This window comes from Rhodococcus sp. SGAir0479, from assembly GCF_005484805.1.
Lineage (GTDB): Bacteria > Actinomycetota > Actinomycetes > Mycobacteriales > Mycobacteriaceae > Prescottella.
Window position 1 is genome coordinate 3,447,106 of the sequence record NZ_CP039432.1, and the last position, 23,509, is coordinate 3,470,614.

General features: G+C 70.3%; 23 protein-coding genes. 16 read left to right on the forward strand and 7 right to left on the reverse strand.

Features of this window, described 5'->3' with window-relative positions; genetic code table 11:
* Nucleotides 1-35 precede the first annotated feature (35 nt).
* Complete coding sequence (locus tag E7742_RS16015; protein WP_137799838.1) at nucleotides 36-1,049, reverse strand: beta-ketoacyl-ACP synthase III; 1,014 nt, start codon at nucleotides 1,047-1,049, stop codon at nucleotides 36-38.
* A 326-nt stretch (nucleotides 1,050-1,375) separates the two neighbouring features.
* Between E7742_RS16015 and E7742_RS16020 the strand changes: the two genes are divergently transcribed.
* The 8 genes from E7742_RS16020 to E7742_RS16055 all read left to right on the forward strand — a co-directional run bounded on the left by E7742_RS16020 (nucleotide 1,376) and on the right by E7742_RS16055 (nucleotide 11,281).
* Entirely contained in the window at nucleotides 1,376-2,503 is a 1,128-nt protein-coding gene (locus tag E7742_RS16020) for a DUF4185 domain-containing protein (RefSeq protein WP_137799839.1), read from the forward strand.
* 51 nt (nucleotides 2,504-2,554) lie between these two features.
* The gene (locus E7742_RS16025; RefSeq protein ID WP_137799840.1) at nucleotides 2,555-4,003 is read left to right on the forward strand and encodes a hypothetical protein; all 1,449 of its coding nucleotides are present in this window, start codon (nucleotides 2,555-2,557) and stop codon (nucleotides 4,001-4,003) included.
* A gap of 59 nt (nucleotides 4,004-4,062) precedes the next feature.
* Nucleotides 4,063-4,497, forward strand: a complete 435-nt coding sequence (locus E7742_RS16030) for a nuclear transport factor 2 family protein (RefSeq protein ID WP_137799841.1) — start codon at nucleotides 4,063-4,065, stop codon at nucleotides 4,495-4,497.
* Nucleotides 4,498-4,656: 159 nt separating this feature from the next.
* On the forward strand, nucleotides 4,657-5,274 hold the full coding sequence (locus E7742_RS16035; protein ID WP_137799842.1) for a class I SAM-dependent methyltransferase: 618 nt from the start codon (nucleotides 4,657-4,659) through the stop codon (nucleotides 5,272-5,274).
* Nucleotides 5,275-5,378: 104 nt separating this feature from the next.
* The gene (locus E7742_RS16040; RefSeq protein ID WP_137799843.1) at nucleotides 5,379-7,214 is read left to right on the forward strand and encodes an acyl-CoA dehydrogenase; all 1,836 of its coding nucleotides are present in this window, start codon (nucleotides 5,379-5,381) and stop codon (nucleotides 7,212-7,214) included.
* 126 nt (nucleotides 7,215-7,340) lie between these two features.
* Nucleotides 7,341-8,549: an oxygenase MpaB family protein gene (locus E7742_RS16045; protein WP_137799844.1), complete on the forward strand. Its 1,209-nt coding sequence runs from the start codon at nucleotides 7,341-7,343 to the stop codon at nucleotides 8,547-8,549.
* A 131-nt stretch (nucleotides 8,550-8,680) separates the two neighbouring features.
* Nucleotides 8,681-9,385 carry a hypothetical protein gene (locus E7742_RS16050; protein WP_137801254.1) on the forward strand — a complete coding sequence of 235 codons (705 nt, stop codon included), beginning with the start codon at nucleotides 8,681-8,683 and terminating at the stop codon, nucleotides 9,383-9,385.
* Between the two features lie 3 nt (nucleotides 9,386-9,388).
* Complete coding sequence (locus tag E7742_RS16055; protein ID WP_137799845.1) at nucleotides 9,389-11,281, forward strand: YhgE/Pip domain-containing protein; 1,893 nt, start codon at nucleotides 9,389-9,391, stop codon at nucleotides 11,279-11,281.
* A gap of 110 nt (nucleotides 11,282-11,391) precedes the next feature.
* Here E7742_RS16055 and E7742_RS16060 read toward each other — a convergent pair whose 3' ends face one another.
* Complete coding sequence (locus tag E7742_RS16060) at nucleotides 11,392-13,359, reverse strand: VanW family protein (RefSeq protein ID WP_137799846.1); 1,968 nt, start codon at nucleotides 13,357-13,359, stop codon at nucleotides 11,392-11,394.
* Between the two features lie 231 nt (nucleotides 13,360-13,590).
* Nucleotides 13,591-14,847: an acetyl-CoA C-acetyltransferase gene (locus tag E7742_RS16065; protein ID WP_441346924.1), complete on the reverse strand. Its 1,257-nt coding sequence runs from the start codon at nucleotides 14,845-14,847 to the stop codon at nucleotides 13,591-13,593.
* Between the two features lie 252 nt (nucleotides 14,848-15,099).
* On the opposite strand from E7742_RS16065, the gene E7742_RS16070 reads away from it, so the two are divergent.
* Together E7742_RS16070 and E7742_RS16075 are read left to right on the forward strand one after the other, a co-directional pair.
* Nucleotides 15,100-16,446: a 3-oxoacyl-ACP reductase gene (locus E7742_RS16070; RefSeq protein WP_137799848.1), complete on the forward strand. Its 1,347-nt coding sequence runs from the start codon at nucleotides 15,100-15,102 to the stop codon at nucleotides 16,444-16,446.
* Nucleotides 16,446-17,318: a MaoC/PaaZ C-terminal domain-containing protein gene (locus tag E7742_RS16075; RefSeq protein ID WP_137799849.1), complete on the forward strand. Its 873-nt coding sequence runs from the start codon at nucleotides 16,446-16,448 to the stop codon at nucleotides 17,316-17,318. The genes E7742_RS16070 and E7742_RS16075 overlap by 1 nt, the downstream gene beginning before the upstream one ends.
* A gap of 77 nt (nucleotides 17,319-17,395) precedes the next feature.
* Here E7742_RS16075 and E7742_RS16080 read toward each other — a convergent pair whose 3' ends face one another.
* Entirely contained in the window at nucleotides 17,396-17,719 is a 324-nt protein-coding gene (locus E7742_RS16080; protein WP_368076925.1) for a helix-turn-helix transcriptional regulator, read from the reverse strand.
* Between the two features lie 188 nt (nucleotides 17,720-17,907).
* The gene (locus E7742_RS16085) at nucleotides 17,908-18,282 is read right to left on the reverse strand and encodes a hypothetical protein (protein ID WP_137799851.1); all 375 of its coding nucleotides are present in this window, start codon (nucleotides 18,280-18,282) and stop codon (nucleotides 17,908-17,910) included.
* A gap of 279 nt (nucleotides 18,283-18,561) precedes the next feature.
* Here E7742_RS16085 and E7742_RS16090 point away from each other — a divergent pair, with 279 nt between their 5' ends.
* The 3 genes from E7742_RS16090 (at nucleotide 18,562) to E7742_RS23285 (ending at nucleotide 19,454) form a co-directional block, all read left to right on the forward strand.
* A complete protein-coding gene (locus tag E7742_RS16090) occupies nucleotides 18,562-18,855 on the forward strand; it encodes a hypothetical protein (protein ID WP_137799852.1) in 294 nt (97 codons plus the stop codon).
* Between the two features lie 69 nt (nucleotides 18,856-18,924).
* Nucleotides 18,925-19,224, forward strand: a complete 300-nt coding sequence (locus E7742_RS16095) for a WhiB family transcriptional regulator (protein WP_137799853.1) — start codon at nucleotides 18,925-18,927, stop codon at nucleotides 19,222-19,224.
* Between the two features lie 74 nt (nucleotides 19,225-19,298).
* Entirely contained in the window at nucleotides 19,299-19,454 is a 156-nt protein-coding gene (locus E7742_RS23285) for a DUF6131 family protein (protein WP_175420511.1), read from the forward strand.
* 125 nt (nucleotides 19,455-19,579) lie between these two features.
* On the opposite strand, the gene E7742_RS16100 is transcribed toward E7742_RS23285, so the two are convergent.
* The gene (locus E7742_RS16100; protein ID WP_137799854.1) at nucleotides 19,580-20,173 is read right to left on the reverse strand and encodes a TetR/AcrR family transcriptional regulator; all 594 of its coding nucleotides are present in this window, start codon (nucleotides 20,171-20,173) and stop codon (nucleotides 19,580-19,582) included.
* A gap of 86 nt (nucleotides 20,174-20,259) precedes the next feature.
* Nucleotides 20,260-21,441: a glycoside hydrolase family 3 N-terminal domain-containing protein gene (locus E7742_RS16105; RefSeq protein WP_137799855.1), complete on the reverse strand. Its 1,182-nt coding sequence runs from the start codon at nucleotides 21,439-21,441 to the stop codon at nucleotides 20,260-20,262.
* Between the two features lie 129 nt (nucleotides 21,442-21,570).
* On the opposite strand from E7742_RS16105, the gene E7742_RS16110 reads away from it, so the two are divergent.
* From E7742_RS16110 to E7742_RS16120, 3 genes are read left to right on the forward strand one after another with little or no spacing between them, the layout of a single operon-like run.
* On the forward strand, nucleotides 21,571-22,038 hold the full coding sequence (locus E7742_RS16110; protein WP_137799856.1) for a universal stress protein: 468 nt from the start codon (nucleotides 21,571-21,573) through the stop codon (nucleotides 22,036-22,038).
* A 57-nt stretch (nucleotides 22,039-22,095) separates the two neighbouring features.
* A complete protein-coding gene (locus E7742_RS16115; protein WP_137799857.1) occupies nucleotides 22,096-23,235 on the forward strand; it encodes an isochorismate synthase in 1,140 nt (379 codons plus the stop codon).
* Nucleotides 23,236-23,272: 37 nt separating this feature from the next.
* Nucleotides 23,273-23,446, forward strand: coding sequence for a DUF2613 domain-containing protein (locus E7742_RS16120; RefSeq protein WP_137799858.1), 174 nt, complete (start codon nucleotides 23,273-23,275; stop codon nucleotides 23,444-23,446).
* The last annotated feature ends 63 nt before the right edge of the window (nucleotides 23,447-23,509 follow it).

Genomic DNA, 23,509 nt, shown 5'->3' on the forward strand with positions numbered 1-23,509 from the left:
TGCGAGCGGGCCCGTCCGCCGTCCGGGGTGGGGTGTCAGTTCGCGAGCGGCGGCAGCGTCACGACCTGACCGGCGTACGAGAGGCCGGCGCCGAAGCCGACCAGCAGCGCCAGCTCACCCGGCTGCGCCTTGCCCGTGCGCAGCACCTCCTCCATGGCCAGCGGGATGGACGCCGCCGAGGTGTTGCCGGTCTCGGCGATGTCGTCGGACACCGGCACCGACTCCGGCAGATTGATCTGCCGCGCGATCACCTCGTTGATGCGGCCGTTGGCCTGGTGCGGGATGAACGCGCCCAGGTCCTCGAGCGCCACGCCGGCCCGCTCGGCGGCCTGCACGGCGATCTTGCCCATCTCGAACGCGGCCCAGCGGAAGACCGTGGTGCCCTCCATCTTGATCCACGGCCGCTGGGTGGGGTCGTTGGCGAACGCCAGCCAGTCCGGCTCCTGCCGGATCGCCTGCGCCTGCGAGCCGTCCGACCCCCACACCACCGGGCCGATGCCCGCGGTGTCGCTGGGTCCGACGACGACCGCGCCGGCGCCGTCGCCGAAGATGAACCGCACGCTGCGGTCGGTGGGCTCGGTGCTGTCGCTCATCCGCTCCACCCCGATGACCAGCACGTGGTCCTCGGTGCCGAGGCGGACCATGTCGGATGCGACGGACAGCGCGTAGCAGAAGCCCGCGCAGCCGGCCGTGACGTCGAACGCCGCCGAGCCGCCCGTGCCGAGCGCGTCGGCGACCACGGCCGCGCACTGCGGGGTCTGCAGCGGGTAGGTGGAGCTGGCGACGACGACCGCGCCGATCTGCTCGCCGGAGAGCCCGCTGGCCTCGAGCGCCTTGCGGCCCGAGGCGATCGCCATCGCCAGCACCGTCTCCTCGTCGCCCGCGAACCGGCGGTTCTTGATGCCCGAGCGCGACTGGATCCACTCGTCGGTGGAGTCGATCGTCTGGCAGATCTCGTCGTTGCTCACCACCCGCTCCGGGCGGTACACCCCCAACCCGAGAATGGCGGACTGCCTGACCTCGGTGGAGTTCGAGATCTGCGCAACCATGTTCGGTCCTTCCTACAGCCGAAAAGCGGGACACCTCTGCGTCCCGCGAGGGAGCCCGCGCGGCCCCCGTCCGAGACGACACGGTACTGAGGCGCACTTCAGCGCCCTGCCGCGCGGGGGTGCGGACCTTTCGGACATCGCCGACGAATCGCCGCGTCGACCATTTCCGGACAATTCCCGGAATCGAATATGACGATCTTGTAAATGCCCGAGATTCGGCCGATAAACGCGGCCGCGCTGGATAGCGTATGACGCGCCTCGACAAGCCCGCGAGGCGTCAGCGCTTTCGGGGCATCACACCAGGTGAAGCCCGCATTCCACCGCCGATGGGACCCTTCGTGAAACGACAGCGAGTTCAGTCCGCAATAGCAGGCGTGATATGCGCGTCGGCGTCCGTATTCGCCCTTTCGTCCCCGGCCACTGCGGACCCGAATTCCGTCAATCCCATTCCCGTCCTCAACGGCACCCACGGGGTCCCGGTGCTGCACGGCCGCAGCCAGGCCGTCGCGCAGGCCACCGGGCTGCTGAGCGCCAACCGCACCCAGGACGCCAACGTGCTGGGCACCGACCTGGGCATCATGTGGGACAACGGCAACGGCCAGGTCCTCACCGCGTTCGGCGACACCGCCGGACTGGGCCTGCCCAACCTGCTGGTGGGCAGCCTGTGGTCGTGGCGCAGCAACGTCCTGTTCCGCAGCGGCGACCGCAACCTCGGCGACGGCATGACGTTCGACAGCACGCCCCGCGACATCGTCGGGCAGTCCAAGGAACTCGTCCCCAGCCCCAAGATCCCGTTCGTCGAGATCAGCCGCATCCCCACCGCCGGCGTCGCCGCGGACGGCATGCAGTACATGAGCATGATGTCGGTGAAGAGCTGGGGCGATCCGGGCCGCTGGGACACCAACTACTCGAGCCTGGTGTTCTCCACCGACAACGGCGAAAACTGGATCGAGGCCACCGAGACCCGGCGCCCGCCCGTCGGCGGCAACCTCAACTTCCAGATGGGCGCCTTCGTCAAGAGCGGCGGCTACGTCTACCAGTACGGCACCCCGCCCGGCCGCGGCGGACTGGTCTACCTCGCCCGCGTCCGCGAACCGCAGATGCGCGACCTGCGCGCCTACGAGTACTGGGACGGCGGCAAGTGGGTGCGCGAGAACCCCGACGTCGCGGCGCCCGTCACGTTCGGCGGCGTCGGCGAGATCTCGGTGCAGTACAACGACTACCTGGGCCAGTACCTGATGCTCACCACCGACAACCGCAACTCCGTCGTCATGCGCCGGGCGTCGAACCCGGCGGGCCCGTGGAGCCCGCCCGAGGTCCTCGTCGACGGCAACGAGCTGCCCACCATGTACGGCGCCTACATGCACCCGTGGTCGTCCGGGCCGGACCTGTACTTCCTCACCACCGTGCACTCCAACTACAACGTGCTGCTGATGCACACGTCGCTGGGGTGAGTCAGCGGTCGATCAGGCAAACCGGGCGGTCCGCTCGGTAGGGTCGACGAGATGAGCGACGACCCCACCTGGCACGACCTGCGCGGCCGCAACTACGCCTCGGCCGGACGGCGCATCACCGGCACCATGCGGGCGACGGTCGGCGGCAGCGAGTTCACCGAACGCTTCTGGTACGCGCCGCCGGGATGCTGGCGCACCGAACGGGACGGGACCCCGTGCATCGTCTACGGTCCGGCCGGACAGTTCCACCGGACGCCGGACGGCGGGATGGAACGGCAGCCCGACAACTCGTACACGATGTGGGGCGGCGGGCATCCGTCCCAGCTCACCGAGGCGTTCCGGATGTGGGAGATCGGCCAGACCGGCGAACCTCCGGTGGAACCCGATGGTGCCCCGCGAGCCGTCTCCGTGCGTGGCCGCGACGCGTGGCAGGTCCGGATCCGGGACCCACGCCTGGGCAACACGATCGACGTGACGTTCGACGACGCGACCGGCGTGGTGGTCGCACTGGAACTCGCCGAGGGCTCGATGCGGCTGGAGCTGCTGGACTTCGAACTCGACCCGCAGATCCCGGACGAGACATTCGCGTGGACCGGCCCGTACACCGAGCGCCCCGACGAGTGGCTGCTGCGGCGGGAGCAGCTGCAGCGGATCGCGGAACGGGGCCTGCCCGCACCGACCTACTGGCCCACCGGGTTTCGGGTGGACCTGTCCGGCGGCGACCCCGACACCGGAACGCTCACGATGGACCTCGCCGTGAACGGTGGGGCGCAGCTGACGCGCTGGCCGGCCGCCGCCAAGGCGCCCCAGGAACTCGACTACGGCGGCTACCCGCACGAGGTCCGCTGGGAGGACCGCGGATGGAAGTGGTGCCTGCGCAGCGGGCACGAGCTCACCGACGAGGAACTGAGCCGGGTCAAGGAATTGATTCCGCACCAGGAGCCATCGACGCCGGCAAAGGCGCATCCCGGCCCCGATCCGACCGGTGGACAGGGTGCGCTGGTCGCGTTCGACGACCGGATCAACGTCGCGTACGGCCAGTTCTACCTCGCCGAACCCGGCACCTCGAGCGAGGACATGGCCGACGGGTTCGTCGGGCAGCGCAACGGTTTGTGCGGCACAGCCGAGCCGGGTGTCGCCTGGTTCGTGACGGGCCTGCACACCGGAACCGTCGCGCTGACCGTCGAGGCCGTCGCCGACGAGCCGCCCGTGGACGCGTCGTGGGAGGAGATTGTCGAGGCACCGCTGACCGTCGTCGGCTCGGACGGCCTGGAAGTACAGGAGTGGGGCGGCGACGTGGTGGGCGACCGGATCCCGCTGCCGGCCGGGACCTACCGCGTCCGGTACTGCGCCGCCGGCATCGACGCCGGGCACGAGACGGACAGCGGCGACGGGCCCGACCGATACCGCGTGACGATCTGGCCGGCGGCCCCCGCACCCGACGCCGTCGTCCGACAGACGTCGCAGAATGCCGCCTACTGGCACACCGCCTGGAACTGACGACACCGAACCACTAACGTCCCGAGCAAATGATTGGTTTGCATCAGCGAGGAGACGACGTGGCGCAGCAGACGAGCACCGACCCGCGTGGCGAGATTCAGGACCTGCTGTCCCGCATCGCCCAGCTGGCCGACGACGGCACGGTCGAGGAGTATCTCGAGCACTTCACCGCCGACGCCGTCTGGGAGTCGCAGCCCAACCCGGTGACCGGCATGGCCGCGCAGCAGCGTCGCGGCATCGCGGTGATCGAGGAGGGTGTGCGCGAACGTCGCGCAGGCGGCATCCAGGGTCCGGGCACCGCGAGCCGGCACGTCATCACCACGGTGGCGGTGTCGCTGGACTCGGAGACCGAGGCGTCGTCGACGGCGTACTGGCTGTTCTTCCGCGACACCACGACGCAGCCGAAGCTGGCCGGCGTCGGCCGCTACGACGACACCCACCGCTACGAGGACGGGCGCTGGAAGCTGGCGCACCGCCGGATCACCGTCGGCTGAGCCGACAGTTCCACTACAGCGGCTGAGCCGACAGTTCTAATACCGTCGGCTGAGCGACGGTTCCATTACGGCGACGGACCCTTCCCGGGGCGCGCCGCGGAACGAACGACCGGTTCGCGTGCCGGGAGGGAATGCCGCCGCCGCTATACGGTCGTAGGCATGGATGCACGCGACTGGGACGCGCGGTATGCGCAGGCGGAGATGGTGTGGGGTGCGCCGCCGAATCCGGTGGTCGTGGAGTTCGCGACGTCGCTGCCACCGGGGCGCGCGCTGGACCTGGCGTGCGGCGAGGGCCGGCACGCGCTGTGGCTCGCGACGCGCGGGTGGCGCACCACCGGCGTCGACTTCTCCCCCGTGGCGATCGAGAAGGCCCGGCAGATCGCGGCCCAGGCGCCGCGACGGGTGCGCGAGCGCCTGGACTACGTCGTCGACGACATCACCGCCCCCGCCGAACCGACCGACCCGTCGGGCCACGACCTGGTGCTGATGATCTTCGTGCACCTGCCGCCGGCCGAGCGGCGCGCCCTTGTGAGTCGCATCATCGACTCGTTGAAACCCGAGGGAATCCTCATGATCCTGGGTCACGACTCGCTCAACCTCACCGAAGGCGTGGGTGGCCCCCCCGATCCCGAAATCCTTTACACGCCAGACGATCTGGTGGCCGACATCGCCGGCCGCCTCGACGTGACGGTGGCCGAACGGCGCCATCGCGACGTCGACGGCCGGACCGCGATCGACGCATTGTTGGTCGCTCGCAGACCTGCTCTTGGCAGCTAACTTAATCGCGAGTAACATCGAATAAGTTACCGACGAGTAGCTACTTGGGCGGTACTCGACGGAAAGACAGACCGCACCAACGAAGTGCACTTCAGGGAGAGAACATGGGCCACTACAAGAGCAACGTCCGCGACCTCGAGTTCAACCTGTTCGAGGTACTCGGTCTGGACAAGCCGTTGAGTGAGGGCGTGTGGGGTGACCTCGACGCCGACACCGTCAAGGACATGCTGTCCGAGGTCGCACGTCTGGCCGAGGGCCCGCTCGGTGAGGCCTTCGCAGACGCCGACCGCAACCCGCCGGTGTTCGACCCCGAGACCCACGAGGCGACGCTGCCGGAGTCCTTCAAGAAGTCGTTCAAGGCGATGTGGGACGCCGAGTGGTACCGCATGGGCCTGAGCGAAGAGGTCGGCGGTGTTCCGGTGCCCCGCGCGGTGGTGTGGGCCATCGCGGAGATGCTGCTCGGCTCGCAGCCGGCCGCGTTCATGTACGCCGCCGGCCCGTCGTTCGCGGACGTGCTCTTCAAGAACGGCACCGAGGAGCAGAAGCAGTGGGCGGCCACGCTGGTCGAGCGCGGCTGGGGCGCCACCATGGTGCTGACCGAGCCGGACGCCGGCTCCGACGTGGGCGCGGGCCGCACCAAGGCGATCAAGCAGGACGACGGCACCTGGCACATCGAGGGCGTCAAGCGCTTCATCACGTCCGCCACCTCGGACGATCTGTTCGAGAACATCTTCCACCTGGTCCTGGCCCGCCCCGAGGGCGCCGGCCCGGGCACCAAGGGCCTGTCGCTGTTCTTCGTCCCCAAGTTCCACTTCGACTTCGAGAAGAACGAGATGGGCGAGCGCAACGGCGTCTTCGTCACCAACGTCGAGCACAAGATGGGCCTCAAGGCGTCGGCGACGTGTGAGCTCACCTTCGGCGGCCACGGCACCCCGGCCGTCGGCTGGCTGGTCGGCGAGGTCCACAACGGCATCGCGCAGATGTTCGACGTCATCGAGCACGCCCGCATGATGGTCGGCACCAAGGCCATCTCGACGCTGTCGACCGGCTACCTCAACGCGCTCGACTACGCCAAGGAGCGCGTGCAGGGCTCCGACCTGACGCAGATGACCGACAAGACCGCTCCGCGCGTCACCATCACCCACCACCCGGACGTGCGCCGCAGCCTGGCGCTGCAGAAGGCGTACTCGGAGGGCCTGCGCGCGGTGTACCTCTTCACCGCCGCGCACCAGGAGCCGGAGATGGCGCAGCTGGTCTCGGGCGCCGACGAGCAGCTGGCGCACCGCGTCAACGACCTGCTGCTGCCGATCGTCAAGGGTGTGGGCTCCGAGCGGGCGTACCAGTACCTGACCGAGAGCCTGCAGACCCTCGGCGGCTCGGGCTTTCTGCAGGACTACCCGATCGAGCAGTACATCCGCGACTCGAAGATCGACTCGCTGTACGAGGGCACCACCGCCATCCAGGCGCAGGACTTCTTCTTCCGCAAGATCGCCCGTGACCGCGGCGTCGCGCTGGCCCACGTGGCCGGCGAGGTCAAGAAGTTCATCGACAGCGAGGCCGGCAACGGCCGCCTCAAGACCGAGCGCGCGCTGCTGTCGACCGCGCTCGAGGACGTCCAGGCGATGGCCGCCACGCTCACCGGGCACCTCATGGGTGCGCAGGAGCAGCCCACCGAGCTGTACAAGGTGGGCCTGGGCTCGGTCCGCTTCCTGATGTCGGTGGGCGACCTGCTCATCGGCTGGCAGCTACTGCGCCAGTCCGAGATCGCGCTGAAGGCGCTCGACGAGGGTGCGTCCGACAAGGACAAGCCGTTCTACGAGGGCAAGATCGCGACCGCGTCGTTCTTCGCCAAGAACGTGCTGCCCGAGCTGACCGCGACCCGCAACATCCTGTCGCACCTCGACAACGACATCATGGAGATGGACGAGGCCGCGTTCTGATCGGCTGACTCCCGCACTCCCGCAGTGCCGTTCGCAGGCCCCCGCCGGTATCCACCGGCGGGGGCCTCGCCGTTCCCGGCCCCGCCAACGATTGACAACACCGGTTGTCAGATGCACGCTGGGGCTGTGACCACCATCACCGAGGGTCCCAGCCGCTACATGCGCGACCGTGCCCGCTCCGCGCGGGTGACCGCCCCACTCCGGCCGTTCGCGTGGCCGTCCCCGGACGCGACCCCGCGGGAGGCCGACGCGCTGCGCCGCGCGCTGCTCACCCGTGACGAGCCCAGCGCCGCGCTGGTCCGCGCCATCCGCCGGGACCGGACCGTGACCCTCGCCCAGTTCCGGCGGGCGCTCGCCGAGGGCGTCGACGCGGTGCCCGACGCCCCGGCGCCGCTGCGCGAGTACTTCGCGCTGCTCGAGGACACCCCCCACTGGGTGGACCGCGACAAGATCGCGCTGGGGGCGCGGACGCTGCGCCGCGTCGGGAAGGACGTGGGCGACGTGCTGGCCTACGGTTCGCTGCTGGGCGGTTACAACAACTCCGGGCCGCTGCCGGTGCTGACGTCGTCGGGCCGGCTGACCGGGGAGCGCACCCGCCGCCGCATCGCCGAGACCGGCACGTGGTGGAACGGCTGCGTCGCCGACGGCGGACTGGACCGCTTCGGGCCCGGCTTCACGCTGTCGGTGCACGTGCGGCTGATGCACGCGTTCGTCGACTACCACCACGAGCACGAGGCCGGCTGGGACAGCGCCGCGCGCGGGCTCCCGGTCAACCAGTTCGACCAGGCCGGCACCCTGGGGCTGTTCTCCATCACGTTCCTGCTGCACACGCGCGTCCTCGGGGTCCGCTACACCCGCCGCGAGGCCGACGCCGTCCTGCACCTGTGGTGCTACGTCGGCTGGCTGATGGGCGTCGACCCGCACTGGCTGCCGTTCGTCGAACGCGCCGGGCTGCGGATGATGTACCAGATCGGCGCGTCCGCCCCCGCCGCCGACGAGCACAGCTACGCGCTGGCCGCGTCGCTGGTGGACCTGCCGCTGCGCACCCCCTACCCGCGGTTCCAGCGGCTGCGCCGCCGCTACGAGTACGAGCGCGGCCTGTCGCTGGCCACCACGCTGCTGGGCCCGGCCGGGGTGCGGGCGCTGCGGGTGCCGGTGCGCCCACCCTGGTACCCGGCCGGCCGTTTCGTCGTCAACGTCGCCAAACACCACGTGCTCGGCCGCGTCCCGGCGGGCCGGCGGTGGCTGCAGCGGCTGGGGGAGCGCCAGCTGCGTGACGCCGCCCGGCGCATCCTCGACGGCGAGATCCCGGACGTGGTGGCGCTGCCGGACTGACCCGCCCGGACGGGGATCGGGACGGGTGTGCACCGATTCGCGCCATACCCGGCGCAGACCACTCGGTTGTGTTTGGCTGGTCGATGTCGATTCCGACGCCGAAACGAGGTTGGTGAGCCGCTGTGACCAGCATGGACGAACACACCGAGTACTCCGAGCCCACCGGCCCGGTCCTCGCCGTCCGCGCGGAGCGGCTCACGCGCAGCGGCTCGCTGGGACCGGTGTTCGGTCCGGTGGACCTGCACATCCCGTTCGGCGGGCTGGCGGTGATCCAGGGCTTCGCCGGATCCGGCCGCACCTCACTGCTGTTGACGCTGAGCGGGCGGATGAAACCGTCGTCCGGCACGCTGCGGGTGCTGGGCCGCAGCAAACCGGGCGGGATCCGCGCCGTGTCGGCGATCGCGGGTTTCGAGGGCATCGACAACATCTCCGAGTCGGTGACGGTGCGTGATCTCATCACCGAGCAGATCCGTTGGGACGCAACGTGGTACCGGTTGATCCGCCGGGCCGGTCAGCGGGAGCTCGAGCAGGTGTGCGGTCCGGTGTTCGGCAACCGTCCGCTGCCCGCGCTCACCGACTACGTCAGCGACCTGGGCGAACTCGACAACCTGCTGCTGCGGATCGCGGTCGCCAACACCCGGGTGCCGCCGCTGCTGCTCATCGACGACCTGGAACAGGTACGCGCCGAGGACGATCGGGCCCGCCTGGTGGAGCACCTGGCGATGCTGGGGGCGCGGCAGACGGTGATCGCGTCCGCCGTCAACCCGCTGCCGCCCGGCTCGCCCGCCCACGAATTCCACCCGCTCTCGGACATCGCACCGGAAGGCGAGGAGTAACCCATGCTCGCAGGGATGTCGCTCGGCACCGAACTCAAACGGTTCTCCCGCGGTCTCATGCCGCGTGTCGCGCTGGTGACGATCGTGCTCATGCCACTGCTCTACGGTGCGCTGTACCTGTGGGCGTTCTGGGATCCGTTCAGCCAGGCCGGCAAGATCCCCGTCGCGCTCGTCAACAGGGACCAGGGCACCGTCGTCGACGGCCAACCCCTCAACGCCGGCGACCAGGTGACGCAGGGGCTGGTGGACTCCGGCGAACTCGAGTTCCACCAGGTGACCGCGTACGAGGCGTCCACCGGTGTCGCGGACGGGCGCTACTACTTCTCGGTGACGCTGCCCGGCGACTTCAGCCGGTCGGTGGCCTCCCCCACCGGACCGGACCCGGAGAAGGCCCGGCTCATCTTCACGTTCAACGACGCCAACAACTACCTGGGCACCGTGATCGGGCAGAACGCGGCCCAGCAGATCCTCAACGCGGTGAGCGCGCAGATCGGGGAACAGTCCGTCGACAAGGTGCTCGTCGGCCTCGGCGACGCCGGTGCCGGACTCCGCCGCGCCGCCGACGGCGCGCAGCAGCTGGCCACCGGCACGCAGACCGCCGACGCCGGCGCGCAGCAGCTGGCGACCGGATCGCGCACGCTCGCAGACGGACTGGGCACCGCCAAGGCGGGCTCGACCGCACTGGCCGACGGCACCGCGCAGCTGTCCGCCGGCATCGACACCGCCACCGGGGGCGCGTCCGCGCTCGCCGGCGGGCTGGACCAGCTGTCCGGGGCCACCACCCAGCTGGGTGACGGCGCAGGACAATTGAGCGCCGGTGTGAACCAGCTGGTCGACCGCGTCACCGGCGCCCTCGGGCCCGTCCTCGACGCCGGCACCCGCGCCCAGCTCGACCAACTCCGCGACGGCGCACAGCAACTCGCGTTCCAGCTGGGCGACCCGTCGAGCCCCTACCGGGCCGGGATGTCGCAGGCCGTCGGCGGCGCCGGGCAGCTGCGCGACGGACTGACCCAGCTGCAGAGCGGCGGCCAGCAGGCCGCGTCCGGGGCCCGCGCCCTCGACGACGGGCTCACCCAGCTGTCCACCGGCGGCGAGACGCTGGCGCAGGGCGCCGGGCAGCTCGCGGACGGCACCACCCAACTCAAGGACGGCTCCGGGGAACTGGCGTCGCAGCTGAAGGAGGGCAGCGAGCAGGTGCCGCAGTGGGACGACCAGCAGCGCACCGCCGTCGCGCAGACGCTGTCGGCGCCGGTGGAGCTGGACCAGCACCACGACAACCGCGCCAAGACCTTCGGCACCGGATTCGCGCCGTTCTTCCTGCCGCTCGCCCTCTTCGTCGGCGGCATCATCACCTGGATGTTGCTGCGGCCCATCCAGACCCGGCCCATCTCGACAGGCCTGGGCGCGCTACGGGTGGTGCTGGCGTCGTACTGGCCGGCCGCGCTGATCGCGATCTCCCAGGTGCTGGTGATGTACCTGGTGGTGCACTTCGGGGTGGGGCTGGTGCCGGTGTACGTGGTGGGCACCATCGCGTTCCTGGGCCTGGTGGGGCTGACCTACATGGCGCTGATCCAGGCGTTCAACGCCATCTTCGGGCCCGCGGTGGGCCGCGTCGTCACGCTCGCGTTCCTCATGCTGCAGCTGGTGTCGGCGGGCGGCATCTATCCCGTGGAGACCACCGCCAAACCGTTCCAGATCCTGCACCCCTTCGACCCCATGACGTACGCCGTCAACGGGCTGCGCCAGCTCACCGTCGGCGGCATCGACTCGCGGCTGTGGGTGTCGATCGCGGTGCTGCTGGGGCTGCTGCTCGCGTCGCTGGGCGCCAGCGCCCTCGCGGTGCGCCGGGACCGGGCCTGGACGCTGATGCGGTTGCACCCGCCGATCGAGGTGTGACCCTCCGGGGCCCTAGGTGTTCCCCTGAGTGTTCCCCCTGCCGGAAGCCGAAGGGACCCTTCGTGCGCTGGGAGCGTCCGAAGGGTCCCTTCAGCTGTAGAACTGTAGAACTACCGGCCCGGAGAGGCCTCGGACGGGGCGCTGTCCTCGGAGGGTTCGGGCGCCGGCTCGTTGGACACGCACTTGACGACCGGCACCGGGTCGTAGCGGACGGTCCGGGTGTTGCGGGAGATCTCGGCGCCGGTGTTGGCGTCGGTGATGATCCGGGTGTCGCTCACGGTGAATCCCGGTGCACCGCTGGATGCGACGCAGTGCGGGCCGGCGGGCAGCGTGATCGTGTCCGGCGAGGTCTGGTTGGTCCGGTTGCCTGTCACCGACTCGACGTCGACGGTCTTGGTGCCCCAGATCCGCACGGTGATGTTCGAGCCGGTGCCGATGGTCTGGATCATCACGCCGGTCTTGGCCGGATTCCGGAACTTCAGGTCGATCGCGCCCTCGTACACCGTCGCCTCGCGCGCCGCGGGATACCGGGAGATGTAGTAGCTGTGCTCGGTGTGGTCCACGTCCTCCATGCCCGCGAAGTACGACGCGTTGTAGAGGGTGGTCGCGAGCTGGCTGATGCCGCCGCCGACGGCCTTGTCGGGCCGGCCGTTGTTGATGATGCCCGAGTCGATGTAGCCCTGCGCGTACCCGCGCGGGCCCGTGTAACCGTTGAGCGAGAACGTCTCTCCGGGCTTGACGATGGCGCCGTTGATCTCGCTCGCGGCGAGGCGGATGTTGACGCCGGACGCGTACTCGAAGCCGCCGGTGGTGTATTCACCGATCACCTCGCGGATGCCCAGCGCCTCGGCGCCTTCGGTGGTGAGCGCGGGCTGCGCCGGCTCGTACACCGCGGGGGTGGCGCGCGGGGCGGGCGCCGTCAGCAGTGCCGGTAGCGGTTCGAGCGTCTTGGGCCACTGCACCATCTCGCCCGTCACCGACGGCACCACCTTGGGGCTACCGCCGGCCAGCGAGATCTCCGCGTCCTTCGGCTTGATCTCGGTGCCCGCGAGCTGCGGCGCCAGGATCCCCGTCGCGGCCTCGACGTTGTACTGCGGCGCGAGCCCGCCGTCACCGTCCGGGGTGAACGCGAGCACCGTGCCGACCTGGTCGCGCGGCAGTGTCGCCGTGGCCCCGTCCTTGCCGGTCACCACGACGTCCGCCGCCACGGCCGGCGTCGCGACGTCGCGCAACGCGGCGTCCACACCGGCCTGCGTGACCGACACGTCGACGACGTCGACGGGCAGCTCGACGGTGGTGCCGAACGCCCAGTCGTCGGCGAACGTGTCCTTGGCCGCGTCCACCTGGAGGTTCTGGCCGGCCAGCGGCGCCACCGGCACCACCTGGGCGCCTTCGAACACGACGTTGCCCTCGCGCGGGGCCCGGTCGGTCTGCTGCTGCACGCCGACCATCGCCTGGGTGAGCGCGGCGTCGTCCACCGTGGAGACCACACCGATCTCCCGACTGGTGAACAGCGACGTCAACCGCGTGACCGGGTTGATCGGCTGCGCACCGGCGCGCGCCACAGTGGCCGACCAGTCGATGCCGACACCGGCCTGCGCCGGGACGACCTCGCTGTCGGTGGTGCCGGCGCGCACCGGGACGGCGCGGTCGGCCCGCGGCCCCAGCTGGGCGCGCAGCGTCTGCTCGGCGGCCGACGTGCTCTCGCCGCCGATCGCGACGCCGGCGACCGTGACGCCGCGGGGCACCCGATCGGCGGAGACCACCCAGTCGACCGCGTACGCGATGGCACCGAGCGCGATCACCCCGGCGACCACGGCCGCGTACTTGACCCAGCGACGGTTCGACGCCGGCGCCTCGTCGCTGCCGGCGGGGTCGGCGACCGCGGTGTCGGTCGGCGGAGTGTCCGCGGGAGCGGCGGACGCGGCAGACTCGTCCGGTCCGGACGGCCCGGCGGGCTCGGACTCGGCGGCGGGCTGGGCCGGCACCGCGGGCATGATCTCGGTCGGATTCTCGTCCGGCTCGGGACCGTCCGTGCGGTTTTCCGGGTCCTGGGCGCCGTCGCGCTCGTCGCTCATGAAGTGGGCTCCTGCCGAATCGACACCGTGCGGGGCCGTTGCGTTGCGTACATGTACGCGTTCAGCGTAGTAGGGGCCGCCGAAACGACCACTCGGGATTCCCGATCGCCGGGGCGAACCGCCGCCGGATACAGAGCGGCCCCGTGTCGTTACCAGGTCGGGGGTCAGGCAACAACACGGGGCCGACTGGGATATCGGGTCTCCGTCGGGGGCGTTACACCACCGTCTCGATCAGACCTCGACGATCGCGGTGACGCCCTGGCCACCGGCCGCGCAGATGGAGATCAGACCGCGACCCGAGCCCTTCTCGGCCAGCATCTTCGCGAGCGAGGCCACGATGCGGCCGCCGGTGGCCGCGAACGGGTGCCCGGCCGCCAGCGACGATCCGTTGACGTTGAGCTTGGACCGGTCGATGCTGCCGAGCGCACCGTCGAGGCCCAGCCGTTCCTTGCAGTACTCGTCGGACTCCCACGCCTGCAGCGTCGCCAGCACCACGGAGGCGAAAGCCTCGTGGATCTCGTAGAAATCGAAGTCCTGCAGAGTGAGACCGTTGCGGGCCAGCAGCCGCGGCACCGCGTACGTGGGCGCCATGAGCAGCCCGTCGCCGCCGTGGATGTAGTCGACGGCCGCGGTCTCGGAGTCCACCAGGTGCGCGAGCACCGGCAGGTTCCGCTCGGCGGCCCACTCGTCGCTCGCCAGCAGCACCGCGGACGCGCCGTCGGTGAGCGGGGTGGAGTTGCCGGCGGTCATGGTGGCGTCGCCGAGCTTGGTGCCGAACACCGGCTTCAGCTTGGCCAGCTTCTCGACCGACGAGTCCGGACGCATGTTGTCGTCGCGGGTCAGGCCCAGGAACGGCGTCACCAGATCGTCGAAGAACCCCCGGTCGTACGCGGCCGCCATGTTCTGGTGGCTCGCGGCGGCCAGCGCGTCCTGGTCCTCGCGGCGCACCCCGAACTCCTTGGCGGTGATGGCCGCGTGCTCACCCATCGACAGCCCCGTCCGCGGCTCGCCGTTGCGCGGGATCTCGATGCCCAGCATCGACGGGCGCACCTGCCCCAGCAGCTTGACGCGGTCCGCGGTGGAGCGCGCGCGGTTCATCGACAGCAGGAACTCGCGCAGCTCGTTGTTCACGCCGATCGGAGCGTCGGACGTGGTGTCCACACCGCCGCCGACACCCGCCTCGATGCGGCCGGCCGCGATCGCGTCACCCACCGCGATGATCGACTGCAGGCCGGTGCCGCACGCCTGCTGCAGGTCGTACGCCGGGGTGTAGGGGCTGAGCGCGCTGCCGAGCACGCACTCGCGCATGAGGTTGAAGTCGCGGCTGTGCTTGAGCACCGCGCCACCGACCACCAGCCCGAGCCGCTCGCCCTGCAGTCCGTAGCGGCTGACCAGCCCGTCGAGCGTCGCGGTGAACATGTCCTGGTTGGACGCGCGCGCATACGCGCGGTCCGAGCGGGCGAACGGGATGCGGTTGCCGCCGACGATGGCGACGGGGCGGAGCTGCCGGCCACCGGACCGGGGCGTCGCTGCCGACTGCTGACTGCTGTTGCTGGCTGTGCTGGTCACGTCGTCTCCATATAAGTGGCGGGGATGCTACACACTCGACATTGAACTTACTCCAGAGTAAGTTCAATGTCGATACCGCACCTGGAACAGCGGATACCCGATCAGCGACAGCGCAACACATACCGGGCAACACGCACCGGGCACACACACAACGCCAAAGGAAGGTGGACCGTGGCAGCCAGCAAGGGCGCTCCCGACCTCTACTCCCAGTTCCTCTCGTCCGCGCCGGGCGCATTCATCGCCAAGCAGGCCGGACTGCCGCAGCCGGAGAAGCTGCGCCGCTACGAGCCCGGTCAGCCGCCGCTCGCCGGCCCGGTCCTGATCGGCGGCAAGGGCCGGCTGGTGGAGCCGGTCCGCGAACTGTTGTCGGACTACCCGGCCGCTCAGCCGCACGACGAGCGGTACGGCGCGCTGGTGTTCGACGCGACCGGCATCGGCCAGGTCACCGAGCTGGTGCAGCTGTTCGAGTTCTTCCAGCCCGTCATCCGCAACCTCGCCTCCTGCGCGCGCGTCGTCGTGCTCGGCACCACCCCCGAACTCGCGTCCGGTGTGGACGAGCAGATCGCGCAGCGCGCGCTCGAGGGCTTCACCCGCAGCGTGGGCAAGGAGATCAAGCGCGGCTCGACGGCGCAGCTGGTGTACGTCTCCCCCGACGCCGCGACAGGACTGTCCGGGCTCGAGTCGACGCTGCGCTTCCTGCTCTCGGCCAAGTCCGCGTTCGTCGACGGCCAGGTCATCCGGGTGGGCGCCGACGACTCCGAGGCCCCCGCCAGCTGGGAGCGCCCGCTCGAGGGCAAGGTCGCGGTCGTCACCGGCGCCGCCCGCGGCATCGGCGCCACCATCGCCGAGGTGCTCGCCCGCGACGGCGCACACGTCGTGTGCGCCGACATCCCGGCCGCCGGGCAGGCGCTCTCGGAGACCGCGAACAAGGTCGGCGGCACGTCGCTCGCACTCGACGTCACCGCCGCCGACGCGGCCGACAAGCTCGCCGAACACCTCACCGAGCGGCACGGCGGCGCCGACATCATCGTCCACAACGCCGGCATCACCCGCGACAAGACGCTCGCCAACATGGACGAGGCCCGCTGGAACACCGTTCTGGGCGTCAATCTGCTGGCCCCGCAGAAGATCACCGAGGCCCTGGTCGCCAAGGGTGTGCTGCGCGAGGGCGGCCGCGTGATCGACGTGTCGTCCATCGCGGGCATCGCCGGCAACCGCGGCCAGACCAACTACGGCACCTCCAAGGCCGGCGTCATCGGCTTGGTCCAGGCCACCGCGCCGGTGCTGGCGGAGAAGAAGATCACCATCAACGCCGTCGCGCCGGGCTTCATCGAGACCGCGATGACCGCGGCCATCCCGTTCGCCACCCGCGAGGCCGGCCGCCGGATGAGCTCGCTGCTGCAGGGCGGGCAGACCGTGGACGTCGCCGAGACCGTGGCGTACTTCGCGAACCCCGCCTCCAACGCCGTCACCGGCCAGGTCGTCCGGGTGTGCGGCCAGTCCCTGCTGGGTGCGTGATGTCGGGCCGCAAGAGCACCCTGGTGCAGCTCCACGAGCAGCCGGGCACGCTCGACAACTACGCGCGGGCCGCGTGGGGCGCGCTGCCGTTCGTCAAGCCGTCCGGCCGACGCAGCCTTCCGGCGGAGACGCTTGCGCTGTCGGGTCTGCGGGTCGACCACGACAACCTGGCCGCCTACGCGAACGTGTGCGGGCTGCGGTTCGGCGACACCCTGCCGATCACGTACCCGTTCACGCTGGTGTTCCCGACGGTGATGCGTCTGCTCACCGCCCGCGAGTTCCCTTTTCCGGCAATCGGTTCGGTGCACACCGAGAACGTCATCGAGCAGCGGCGCCCCATCTCGGTGAGCGAACCGCTGGATCTGCAGGTCCACGCCGAGAATCTGCGCCCGCACGCCAAGGGCACGCAGGTGGACCTGGTCAGTGAGGTCTCGGTGGGCCGCGAGCTGGTGTGGCGGCAGGTCAGCACGTTCCTGAAGATGCACCCGACGGGGGCACCGAAGGAACCCAAGGCCGAACGCCGGGACGAGGTGCCGCCGCCCCCGACCCGCACACTGCGGGTGGACCAGAAGATCATCGGCCGGTACGCGGCGGTGTCGGGCGATCGCAACCCGATCCACGTCTCGTCGCTCGGGGCGAAGGCGTTCGGTTTCCCCGGCACCATCGCGCACGGCATGTGGAGTGCCGCGGCGGCGCTGGCGCCGCTCGAGGGCCGGATCCCCGCCGCGGTCACCTACGCCGTCCGCTTCGGCAAGCCGATCGTGCTGCCGGCCGCGGTGAACCTGTACGCCGACCGGACGCCGGACGGCTGGGACCTGGCGCTCAAGCATCCGAAGAAGGGCTACCCGCACCTCACCGCGACGGTGCGCTAGCGACAACGACGAGGGCCTCCCGGGGGGCGCGGATGCGCGCCCCGGGAGGCCCTTCGGGTCGCTACGGCCGGTGAGAATCAGCCCTCGGTGGTCTCGAGCGCCGCCACCTCCTGCTGCAGCCGGACGTTCTCGGCGCGCAGTTCGGTGTTGGCCGCCTCCAGATCGAGGATCTGCCGGATGCCGGTGAGGTTGACGCCGGCCTCCACCAGTTCGGAGACCCGGTTCAGCCGGTAGATGTCCTCCTCGCTGTAGCGGCGAGTGCCGCCGCCGGTGCGGGAGGGCGCGATCAAGCCACGACGCTCGTACAGGCGGAGGGTCTGCGGACCGATTCCGGTCAGCTCGGAGGTGACCGAGATTCCATAGACTCCGCGAGTGGAGCGGGGCGGAGACTGTTGCGTCATCGTGGCCTTCATATCGCGTCGAGGGCGGTCGCGGGGAAATCTTCGTCGGCAGTTCGCGCCTCGCGCCTCACATTCGGGGCGACGTCCATTGGCAGGTGCCGATGACCCACCGTAGCACCGACCCCATACCGAATGTGTGGCGGCAGACGTAGATTCCCTGCCTTGGCGAACCACAGCACGGGAAACTCCTACATCTCGCTTGCCGAACCGAGCTCTCCGAGCTCGAGATCCGCCACGATCCGCCTGCCGCTGCGACCCAGTTCGACCAGCGCGAGATCGAACGCGTCCACCAGCCACTGGTGCTCGGTCGTCACCAGCAACTCCGGTTCGGCCGCCTCGGAGGCCTGGAAGAAGCGCACCATCCAGCGGTCCGACGTGTCGTCGTACCCGGACAGCCCCTCGACCACGTGGTTCGTGGCCAGCAGGTAGCGGTTGTATTCGAAGTCCACCCGGATGGCGTATCCCGACCCCGTGTTCACCACGTTGGCGGGACGGTGCGTCGCCGTCGCGAGCGCCGTGAGGGCGTCCGCGTAGTGGTCGGTGTGTTCGCGCGTACGTGGCACTGGTGGTCACCTCTGTCGGAGTGGCCGCCGCACGGTTTGCGGCAGCGGGACGGCCTGCGCCCGCCCCCAGTCCGGGGCGTCCGAGGCTGCGTTCCCGCGCGAAACGTTACGCGTCCGTCATCGGCCGCCGGAGCAGAGGCACGCCGGTGCGTGGAGATCCGGGTGTCGCGGACAAATCCCCTCCCACCTGCAGAGAAGATCTACTGGCGACACGATTTCAACTTATCTGCTTCCGTGGGCATAGATTTTGTAGTACGGTTCAGAAGTCAAAGCTTCCAGATGCAAGCGAAGAAGAGTGAGACGGAGGAATCAGGCCAACCGGTGACGGTGCCGCCCGATTCCCCCACAGCACCCGGTCTTCCAAAGCTCGAGCGGTGGATCACTCGCCGACTGCGGGTGGCCGTGCCAGAGAAGAAAGGATTGCCCCAGGTGATCGCGCACCGTTCGGCCGCCGCAGGCCGCACATCGGCCACATGGTCGCTCAGCACCGAGGAACTGAAGAGCCGGCTCGACCAGATGTTCGCCGGCTACCCGGAAACCCGGATGGCTGACGCAGAACTCGACGCCGCCTGACCCGTCGCCGGGTGCCGTGACCGGCCCCACCAGACCGACCGTCCCCACTTTTTCCACGAGGAGCATTCGATGACCGCCAACCGACCGAACCTCGCCCCGCTGGCCGACACCTGGGAATGGCAGCAGCACGGTCGCTGCCAGGGAATGAACGAAGCGGTCTTCTTCCCGCCCACCGGCGAGCGCGGTAACGCCCGCATGATGCGCGAGCGCCGCGCCAAGGCGATCTGCGCGTCGTGCCCGGTCAAGGACATGTGCCTCGAGCACTCGCTGAGTGTCCCGGAGCCGTTCGGTGTCTGGGGCGGGGTCGGCGAGTCCGAGCGCGCCATCATGCTCCGCGGTCGCCGCGTTCGTAAGAGCCGCGCGGCGTAACGAAAAGCCCCACTCTCCCCTACCGAGACCGGTCGGCCCACGAAAGCCGACCTCGAAATGACAAGGAGTGCAACATGATCACGCTGGGAATCATCCTGCTCGTCATCGGTCTGCTGATCAAGATCCCGATCCTGTGGACGCTCGGCATCATCGCACTCGTCGTCGGCGCGATCCTGCTCCTCATGGGCGCTGCCGGGCGTGCGGTGGGCGGCCGCAAACACTGGTACTGATCGCGTCCTGAGCGCGACGTAAGACGAGGAGGGTGGGACGGCCGAGGCCGTCCCACCCTCCTCGTCTGTGTGCGTGCCGGCGCAGGTGGGCGCGCCGAGGTGTGTGCTCGGGCGACGTGCCCGTCCTACTTCTTCTTGCCGCCCGCCAAGCCGCGCCAGGCGAGCTCGTCGAGCAGTTCGACGGCGGCCTCGACGGCGATCTCCCCACCCGCGACCCGGTCGGCGACGGCCTCGCCAGCGCCGACGAGCGCGACCGCCATGATCGAGAAATCCCTGCCCTCCGGCTCCTTGGTGCTGGACTCGAGCAGTTTGGCGGTGAGTTCGATCAGCCGGTCCCGGCTGCTGCTCACCTGCGACGCGAACGCCTGCTGGCCGATGGCCTGCCGGTACAACACCATCCACGACCTGCGGTTCTCGTCGACGAAACCGAGGAACCCGGTGAGCGCGCTGCGCAACTGTTCGCGCGGCGGCAGCGTGGGATCGCCGGCCGGGGAGATGGCCTCGACGAATCGCAGCCCCTCGCGGTGAATGCAGGCGGCGAACAGTTCGTCCTTGGACCCGTAGTAGAGATAGAGCATCGGCTTGGAGATGGCGGCCCGCGCGGCGATCGCGTCCATCGAGGCGTCGTGGAACCCGTTGTCGGAGAACACCTCGATCGCCGCGTCGAGCATCTGCTGCTCACGCACGGCCCGCGGCAGCCGCTTCGTGCCACCCGCCATTTTTCCTCCAACCACAGGTAAGACTCGTCATCTTACTCGATAGTAAGAAGATCAGCGTTCCGCCACATTGTCGCGCACCCGGGCACTCAGCACGTGACCGCGCCCTTGGCCCGCGCCGCCGTCAGCACCGACCGGTCGACCTGATCCGCGGGCAGCCGGCCGGACGCGACCGCCTCCTCGAGATGATCGAGCACCCGCGGCACGTCGTCGGTGGTGAGCCACAGCGCCACCGTGACCCCGGAGGCCAGCGCCTGCTCCACCGCCTCCGCGATGTCGAACCGGTCGGTGATCGCCTTCATCCCGCTCAGGTCGTCGGTGAAGATCGGCCCGGTGAACGGCGGCGCGCCGTAGCCGGTGCCCTCGCGCAGCAGCGCGACCGGCTCCGGGCTCAGGCTCGCCGGCAGCCCGTCCTTCGTCAGCCCCGGCACGCTCAGGTGTCCGAGCATGACGCCGACCCCGGTGTCGACCAGTTCCCGGTACGGCACCAGATCCGACTTCTGCAACTGGTCCAGCGGCGGCGTCGTCACCGCCCCGGTGTGCGAGTCGCCGGACGCCGACCCGTGACCCGGGAAGTGCTTGAGCACCGGCAGGATGCCGGCGTCGCGCATGCCGCGCGCGTACGCGTCCGCGTACTCGGTGACCACCTGCGGGTCGTCGGACCACGAGCGGTCGCCGATCACCGCGTCGTCCGGCTGGCTGCTGACGTCGACGTCGGGCGCGAAGTTGACGGTGATGCCCAGCTCGTTCAGTCGACGGCCCCGGTCGAGCGCCATCTGGTAGGTCTGCTCGGGCGTCTTGGTGCGGGCCACCTCGCGGGCGGACGGATCCGGGCCGAACAGCTCGTCGATGCGGGAGACCCGGCCGCCCTCCTCGTCGATGGTGACCATGAGCGGTACCGAACTCGCGTCCGCGACCTGGACCACCTCGCGGTTGGCCAGCATCGCCTCGTCCGTCCAGCTGCCGATGAAGATGCCGCCGATCTGCTCGGACTCCACGACGGCGCGGGCGTCCGCAGTCCCGGTCACGCCGACGGTGAGCAGCTGCGCCAACTTCTGCCGCCCGCTGAGCGAGGACAGGAACGCCGGACCGCACACCGCCGACCCGAACGGCGACGGCGCCCGGGGCGCGCTCGACGTCTCGGTGGCCGACCGGGTGGTCGACGGGGAGGTGGACTGCGCACTCGTCGCGGTCTCGGTGTCGGAGCCGGACGAGCATCCGGCCGCCAACCCGGCGCACAGCGCGACGGCGAGCACATGTCGAATCCGCATGATTTCGACCGTAGCGGACATCCGATCGCGCTGTTTTTCCAGCCGCGCGCCCGAGGTAATGGCAGGGTAATCTCGAAGAACGGAAGCCGCGGACCGCATCGCCGGTCGGCCCGGATTCAGGAGGTCGAAGTGCCTGCAGATCTCATGCTCATCGCCTACGACGGCTCCGACAACGCCAAACGAGCGATCGAGTACGCCGGCCGGTTCCTGGCCGCGAACCGCGCGATGGTCGTCACCGCGTGGGAGCCGATGGTGCGGCAGGCGGCACGCATGTCCGGGCTCTCCGGAGTGATGCAGCCCGAGTGGGTCCCGGACGAGAAGTCCGAGGACATCGCGCTCACCGACGCCAAGAACACCAATGCCGAGGGTGTCGACCTCGCGCTGGTCGCCGGCCTCAACGCCGAGGGCCGGTGCTGCGAGACGTCGACCGCCATCTGGGCCACCATCGTCGAGTGCGCCGACGAGCTGGACGCCGACATCATCGTCACCGGCACCCGCGGCACCACGGGCCTGCGTTCGCTGCTGCAGAGCAGCGTCGCCGACCACGTGCTGCGGCACAGTCACCGGCCGGTGTTGATCGTTCCGCCCGGTCAGTAGCCGGGCGCCCACCTCGCGGCCGCCGGACCGGCCACCGCGACTATCGTCGGCTGCACCATGGACGGCTTCCTGCTCTCGCGCCCCGATCGGACACTCCGCACCACCGGGACCCGGGACCGATTCGACACCGCGGCGGGCGCCGACCGCGCGCTTGCGGACGGCCGCCACGAGCTGATCGTGGGCGCGTTGCCGTTCGACCCCGCGGCGCCGACCGCGCTCACCGCCCCCGAGACGGTGTCGTGGACCCCCGGACCGTGGCGGCCGGCCACCGTCGCCGCGCTCCCGACCGTTCGCGTCGACCGCGAGATTCCCAGTGCCGCAGCACATGTCGAGCGGGTGCGGGAACTGGTCGGGCGGCTGCGGCGCGGGGACGTCCGGAAGGTGGTCGCGGCGCGCGCCGTGCACCTGGTCGCCGACGCCCCGATCTCCCCCGAGGCGCTGGCCGCGCGGATGGTGGTCCGGCACGAGAGCGCCAACGGGTTCGCCGTCGACCTCTCCCCGGCCGGTCCGGACTACGCCGGGCACACGCTCGTCGGGGCCAGCCCGGAAATCCTGCTGAGCCGCCGCGGCGACGTCGTCACGTGCCGTCCGCTGGCCGGGTCGGCGCCGCGCCGAACCGATCCGGACGCCGACCGCGCCGAGGGCGAGCGCCTGCTGGCGTCGTCGAAGAACCTCGCCGAGCACGCGTTCGTCGTCGACTGGATCCGCGGCGTGCTGGCGCCGCTGTGCACCGACCTCGAGGTCCCGTCGTCGCCCGAACTGACCCGCACCGGCGAACTGTGGCACCTGGCGTCGCCCATCCGCGGCCGACTGCGGGATGCGGCCGTCAGCTCCCTCGAACTGGCGACGCGGGTGCATCCCACCCCGGCCGTGTGCGGCACGCCGACCGACCGGGCGCTCGCGACCATCCGCGAGCTCGAGGGGGACCGACGCTTCTACGGCGGCGCGGTCGGCTGGTGCGACGCGCGCGGCGACGGTGACTGGGTGGTCGCGATCCGGTGCGCCGAGATCGACGCGGCCGGCACCGGTGCGATCGCATGGGCGGGCGGCGGCATCGTGTCGGCCTCCGACCCCGCCGAGGAACTGGACGAGACCACCACCAAACTGGGCACGCTGCTCGGGGCGCTCGGCGTGGACGCCCACGCCGCCGACCCCGCAGGTGATACCTTGACCCGGATATCACGTACGCACGAGTAGCACCGCGTACCGGCGGCTCGACCATGGGAGATCCGAGATGGCGAAGTTCCTTGTCCCCGGCGTTGCCAGCGCTGTGATCGGTGCGGTCGTCGGCGCCGGAGCCGTCCTCGGCGTCACCGCGGCCGCGCAGGACAACACACTTCCCGACGTCGACCGGTCCGGAAACGCTCCCTCCTCGATCCTGAACCAGGTTGAGTACGGCAGCCGCTGAGCCCGCTTCAACCGCGCGTTCCCGCACCTCTCCCGGCGGCTCCGCCGGTGAGGGGGCGTCCGG

Excerpts from the sequence above, each read along its gene's own strand:
- E7742_RS16095 (WP_137799853.1), top strand. The coding sequence starts at position 18,925 with ATGACCGCCAACCGACCGAACCTCGCCCCGCTGGCCGACACCTGGGAA.
- E7742_RS16090 (WP_137799852.1), top strand. The coding sequence starts at position 18,562 with ATGCAAGCGAAGAAGAGTGAGACGGAGGAATCAGGCCAACCGGTGACG.
- E7742_RS16050 (WP_137801254.1), top strand. The coding sequence starts at position 8,681 with ATGGACGAACACACCGAGTACTCCGAGCCCACCGGCCCGGTCCTCGCC.
- E7742_RS16080 (WP_368076925.1), bottom strand. The coding sequence starts at position 17,719 with ATGACGCAACAGTCTCCGCCCCGCTCCACTCGCGGAGTCTATGGAATC.
- E7742_RS16035 (WP_137799842.1), top strand. The coding sequence starts at position 4,657 with ATGGATGCACGCGACTGGGACGCGCGGTATGCGCAGGCGGAGATGGTG.
- E7742_RS16020 (WP_137799839.1), top strand. The coding sequence starts at position 1,376 with ATGGGACCCTTCGTGAAACGACAGCGAGTTCAGTCCGCAATAGCAGGC.
- E7742_RS16025 (WP_137799840.1), top strand. The coding sequence starts at position 2,555 with ATGAGCGACGACCCCACCTGGCACGACCTGCGCGGCCGCAACTACGCC.
- E7742_RS16105 (WP_137799855.1), bottom strand. The coding sequence starts at position 21,441 with ATGCGGATTCGACATGTGCTCGCCGTCGCGCTGTGCGCCGGGTTGGCG.
- E7742_RS16015 (WP_137799838.1), bottom strand. The coding sequence starts at position 1,049 with ATGGTTGCGCAGATCTCGAACTCCACCGAGGTCAGGCAGTCCGCCATT.
- E7742_RS16120 (WP_137799858.1), top strand. The coding sequence starts at position 23,273 with ATGGCGAAGTTCCTTGTCCCCGGCGTTGCCAGCGCTGTGATCGGTGCG.
- E7742_RS16075 (WP_137799849.1), top strand. The coding sequence starts at position 16,446 with ATGTCGGGCCGCAAGAGCACCCTGGTGCAGCTCCACGAGCAGCCGGGC.
- E7742_RS23285 (WP_175420511.1), top strand. The coding sequence starts at position 19,299 with ATGATCACGCTGGGAATCATCCTGCTCGTCATCGGTCTGCTGATCAAG.
- E7742_RS16060 (WP_137799846.1), bottom strand. The coding sequence starts at position 13,359 with ATGAGCGACGAGCGCGACGGCGCCCAGGACCCGGAAAACCGCACGGAC.
- E7742_RS16100 (WP_137799854.1), bottom strand. The coding sequence starts at position 20,173 with ATGGCGGGTGGCACGAAGCGGCTGCCGCGGGCCGTGCGTGAGCAGCAG.
- E7742_RS16040 (WP_137799843.1), top strand. The coding sequence starts at position 5,379 with ATGGGCCACTACAAGAGCAACGTCCGCGACCTCGAGTTCAACCTGTTC.
- E7742_RS16115 (WP_137799857.1), top strand. The coding sequence starts at position 22,096 with ATGGACGGCTTCCTGCTCTCGCGCCCCGATCGGACACTCCGCACCACC.
- E7742_RS16055 (WP_137799845.1), top strand. The coding sequence starts at position 9,389 with ATGCTCGCAGGGATGTCGCTCGGCACCGAACTCAAACGGTTCTCCCGC.